Below are 4,270 nucleotides of genomic sequence, written 5' to 3' on the forward strand. Positions count from 1 at the left end.
CTGAAACAGTTGAGCGGGATGAGCAGGAAGTTGAGCTCAATGTCTTTGCCACTCCCCCTTCCGAGGAGGCCCTGGCTGCCGGTGATCCTCAGCCCACACCGGAGGACGCTGTGGTGAAGATGAAGCTTGATGAGCGTGCTGTCCTTGATTCCGTGGAGGCATTCATTGCCGGCGAATGGGTCACCCTGGAGTTCTTCACGGCAGAGGCACGCGAGTTTCTCCCTGATATCACTGAGCTCACCCCTGAATCATGATGCTTTCCCCGGATAAAAAAGTGATTTCCCGAAGGTCTCTGCTGCTTGGTGCTGGTGCCTCCGCCGTCGGTGGTGGCTTACTCACACTCGGCGCCACCCAGAGCACACAACCCGATGGGGAGAAAGAAGATCCCGCCACCAGCCCAGTCGCGGATCTCAAGGGACCTGAGCAGGCTAGCATCACACGTCCCACTACACCGCAGCCGCACGCACTTATCATCGTGGCTGATGTTAATACCACCGGTATCTGGGATGCCCTGGCTACGCTGGGGACAAAGATCCGGGAGCTTGTCGATGGCCACCACCCCGCCATCCTCCCGGACGGCCCCGGGGACCTCAGCGTGTCTGCCGGTGTGGGCCAACGCATTCTCAACGCCTCCCGCCATGGAAATTCCCTGGATGATCTGCTCATCATGCCTACCTACCGCGGCGATGAACTCCTTCCGGATAACGCACTCGGTGGGGATATTCTGCTCAGCATCCATTCCAGCAATCCGGTGGACCTGGAGCCGGTGTACCACTTTCTCAGCACCACCCTCCCGGGTTTCTCCCTGCGGTGGTCACAGCTGGGTTTCCGTGGCCCCGGCGATAAGGGTGTCGCCAGGAACCCCTTCGGATATCACGATGGTGTGACTGTCCCCCGCAGCGAGGAGGAACTGAAACAGAACGTGTGGATTCCCTCCGGTCCACTCAAGGGTGGAACGATCTGTGTTCTTCGTAGTTTCCTCCTGGACACTACCTCTTTCCGTGCTCTGTCCCCCACCCGTCAGGATGCTGTGATGGGCAGGGAGAAGGTCAGTGGGATTCCCCTGGGCGGTACGCAGCTGCATGAGGATGCCAATGTCTCAGCAAAGACCCCCACCGGGGATTTTGTCATTCCGGCAGATTCCCATGTGCGTGCAGCACACCCTTCTTTTACCGGCAGCAAACTGATGTTGCGGCGTAGCTATAGTTTCAACCGTCCTGATCCGGATACCGGCTTCCCGGACCAGGGGCTTATCTTCATTGCCTTCCAGAATGACATCAGAACCTTCATCCTGACGCAGCAGCGTCTGGATGAGATGGATGCCCTCATGGAATTCTCCACTCCGGTGGCAACGGCGGCTTTTGCCATGTTGCCCGGTTTTGATGAGAAGACTCCACTGGGTCATTCGCTGGCCTAGATACGCAGCAGGTTCCGCAAAGAGCCCCAGATCATACTGGGATGCGAAAAGGGTCCGCCCACCAGCAATCACATGCTGGTGGACGGACCCCCTTTTTTCAACTACTCGCATAAGGCGAGTTGGAGTTGAAGGACTTAGGCTTCGCCCTCGTCACCTACGGAAGCGGTGGCGTCTGCGCCGCCACCCTTCTTCTGCAGGTAGAGTTCCTTGACGCGTGCGCCGAGGTTCTCATCAACGTTGTTCCAGTACTGGTACACGCGTGGCTCGGTAGCCTCGGTGATGCCCTGCATGGCGTTGGAGATATTGTCTGCCAGACGCTCCTTCTCGCCCTCATCCAGGACCTCGCGGTACAGGATGCCTGGCTGGATGAAGTCGTTGTCATCTGCGTGCTTGACGTATGCAGCGCGGACCAGGTCGGTTCCATGTGGATCCGGGTTGACGTAGATGTCCTCAGCCTGGCCGTAGGAGGTGTGGTTGGAGGAGGAATCCTCGCCGTTGTCCAGGTAGCCTGCACCCTTGGAGTAGCGGTTCGGGCTGTAGGAAGGCTCGCCCTCGGCGTCGAAGACGTACTGCATGGAGCCTTCGCGGCTGTAGGTGTTCACGTCGTTGACTGGACGGTTCACCGGCAGGTCGCGGAAGTTGGTTCCGATGCGGTAGCGCTGCTGGTCAGCATATGCGAAGGCACGTGCCTGGAGCATGCGGTCCGGGGAGAGACCAACACCTGGGACCAGGTTGCCCGGATCGAGAGCGATCTGCTCGATCTGTGCGAAGTGGTTGCGGGGGTTGCGGTTGAGGATGAAGTATCCGACATCCTGCAGTGGGTAATCCTTCTGGGACCAGGTCTTGGTCAGGTCGAAGGGGTTCCAGCGGTAGTTCTCTGCTTCATCCATAGGCATGATCTGAACCTTGACGTCCCAGATTGGGTAGTCGCCGTTCTCGATGGAGTTGTAGAGGTCCTCGCGGTGGTAGTCGGCGTTCTGGCCGGCCATCTCTGCTGCCTCAGCGTCGGTGAAGCAATCCCAGCCCTGGCGGGTCTTGAAATGGTACTTGATCCAGACTGCGTTACCCTCAGCGTTGACCCACTGGAAGGTGTGGGAGCCGAAGCCGTCCTGGTGGCGGGAGGTCTTAGGGGTACCTCGGTCACCCATCAGGTAGGTCACCTGGTGAGCGGACTCAGGTGCACGGGTCCAGAAGTCCCACTGCATGTCTGCATCGCGCAGACCGTTCTTGTTGAGACGCTTCTGGGAGTGGATGAAGTCAGGGAACTTCATGCCATCGCGCAGGAAGAAGGTTGGGGTGTTGTTACCGACGATGTCGTAGTTGCCCTCTTCGGTGTAGAAGCGGAGAGCGAAACCGTGGACGTCACGCCAGGTGTCAGGGGAGCCCTGCTCACCGGCAACGGTGGAGAAGCGGATACCCATCGGGGTGACCTTGCCTGGCTGGAAAAGGTCTGCCTTGGTGTACTGGGAGACATCTGCAGTGATGTGCAGCTCACCGAAAGCACCGTGGCCCTTGGCGTGTGGAATACGCTCTGGAACATTCTCGCGGTTGAAGTGTGCGAGCTTCTCAATGAGGTGGATGTCATTGAGGATGTTCGGACCCTGTGGGCCTGCGGTGACAGAAATGTTCTCGGATGGAACCGGTGCGCCATTGTGGCGGGTGGTGTTTCCGGAGAGCTGTGGACGCATGCCGCGGTCGACGATCTGATCTGCTGCTGAGTTTTCAGTCATAATCATATCCTTCCGTTTATGTGGGTTACCTATGGATTAAGCCTGATTGATAACTTACCGGATAATGTCAGGTGCCGCCACCCCTCAGAGATTAAAGCCCCCAGGGGGGAATCGTTTGCCCAGCAGAGGAACGAAAGTTCGATAGCAAATGAGCATTCCGTTCCCCCTTAATCTACCCCCCGGGCCACTACTTCACCGGGAGATGGACTTCGCATGAGCTGTCTGGGGACATGGCTGTGAGCTGGTATTCTTTCCTGTTGTGAAGTCCCACGAGCGCAACGATGCCCACGTCACCGAGCTGGCCCTGGCCGCCGGCCGTGGAGACCGTGACGCTCTGACTGAGTTCATCCGCGCCACCCAGGATGATGTCTGGCGTCTGCTCGCCCACCTGGGTGGGCGTGAAATCGCGGATGACCTGACCCAGGAGACCTATCTCCGGGTCATGAGCGCGCTCCCCCGCTTCGCAGCGCGTTCCTCCGCACGCACCTGGTTATTGTCCCTGGCCCGGCGCGTCTGGGTGGACAATATCCGCCATGACATGGCGCGTCCCCGCAAGTCCCATGTGGAATATGAAGATGCCGGCGCCGCTGATGCCAGCAACTCCACCATCTGGTCAGAGTGGATTGATGTGCGCACGCTTATCGACGCCCTGCCTGCTGAACGTCGAGAAGCACTCATCCTCACCCAGGTCCTCGGGTACACCTACGATGAAGCCGCGAAGATCTCCGGGGTACGGGTAGGCACCATCCGTTCGCGCGTGGCCCGAGCGCGCGCCGACCTGATCAAAGCCACCGCTGTGGACACTGACGGCGACGACAACACCGCTCACGGCTTATAGACACGAGTAATCTGTTCCCCATGAGCTCCCCCATCCGAGGAGACCAGACCACCCACCCCGATAGTGTGCAGAAGGCAACACGACGGGGCATCATCCTGGCCTGGTGCACACTGGTCTACCTGCTTATCGACACCCTCATCCTGTTCCTGATCAAGGGCAACTCCCAGACCATGCAGGCCGCCTGGATCCAGGACCTACTGGGAATGGTCCCACCCCTGGTCTTCCTCATCGGGGTGAAAGTGGCCCGACGCCGGGCCAGCCTGTCCCACCCCTATGGTTTCGCCC

At 59.2% G+C, this 4,270-nt stretch carries 4 protein-coding genes and 1 pseudogene; 4 read left to right on the forward strand and 1 reads right to left on the reverse strand.

Annotated elements, in window-relative coordinates; genetic code table 11:
• On the forward strand, window positions 1-254 hold a 254-nt coding region (locus Q0M74_RS13160), incomplete at its 5' end, for a hypothetical protein (protein WP_293955196.1).
• A complete protein-coding gene (locus tag Q0M74_RS13165; protein WP_293955198.1) occupies window positions 251-1,417 on the forward strand; it encodes a Dyp-type peroxidase in 1,167 nt (388 codons plus the stop codon). The genes Q0M74_RS13160 and Q0M74_RS13165, both read left to right, overlap by 4 nt.
• Window positions 1,418-1,551: 134 nt before the next feature.
• Here the strand turns inward: Q0M74_RS13165 and Q0M74_RS13170 are convergent, their stop codons facing one another.
• Window positions 1,552-3,147: a catalase gene (locus Q0M74_RS13170; protein WP_293955200.1), complete on the reverse strand. Its 1,596-nt coding sequence runs from the start codon at window positions 3,145-3,147 to the stop codon at window positions 1,552-1,554.
• Between the two features lie 259 nt (window positions 3,148-3,406).
• Here Q0M74_RS13170 and Q0M74_RS13175 point away from each other — a divergent pair, with 259 nt between their 5' ends.
• Together Q0M74_RS13175 and Q0M74_RS13180 are read left to right on the forward strand one after the other, a co-directional pair.
• Complete coding sequence (locus tag Q0M74_RS13175) at window positions 3,407-3,985, forward strand: RNA polymerase sigma factor (RefSeq protein WP_293955202.1); 579 nt, start codon at window positions 3,407-3,409, stop codon at window positions 3,983-3,985.
• A gap of 20 nt (window positions 3,986-4,005) precedes the next feature.
• Window positions 4,006-4,270 (forward strand): annotated as a pseudogene (locus tag Q0M74_RS13180) (cation transporter); the annotation flags it as partial.

Source organism: uncultured Corynebacterium sp., from assembly GCF_945649885.1.
In the GTDB taxonomy this organism is placed as follows: domain Bacteria; phylum Actinomycetota; class Actinomycetes; order Mycobacteriales; family Mycobacteriaceae; genus Corynebacterium.

Bases quoted from the DNA above. Each gene is read 5' to 3' on its own strand.
- Q0M74_RS13165 (WP_293955198.1), top strand. From the start codon at position 251: ATGATGCTTTCCCCGGATAAAAAAGTGATTTCCCGAAGGTCTCTGCTG.
- Q0M74_RS13170 (WP_293955200.1), bottom strand. From the start codon at position 3,147: ATGACTGAAAACTCAGCAGCAGATCAGATCGTCGACCGCGGCATGCGT.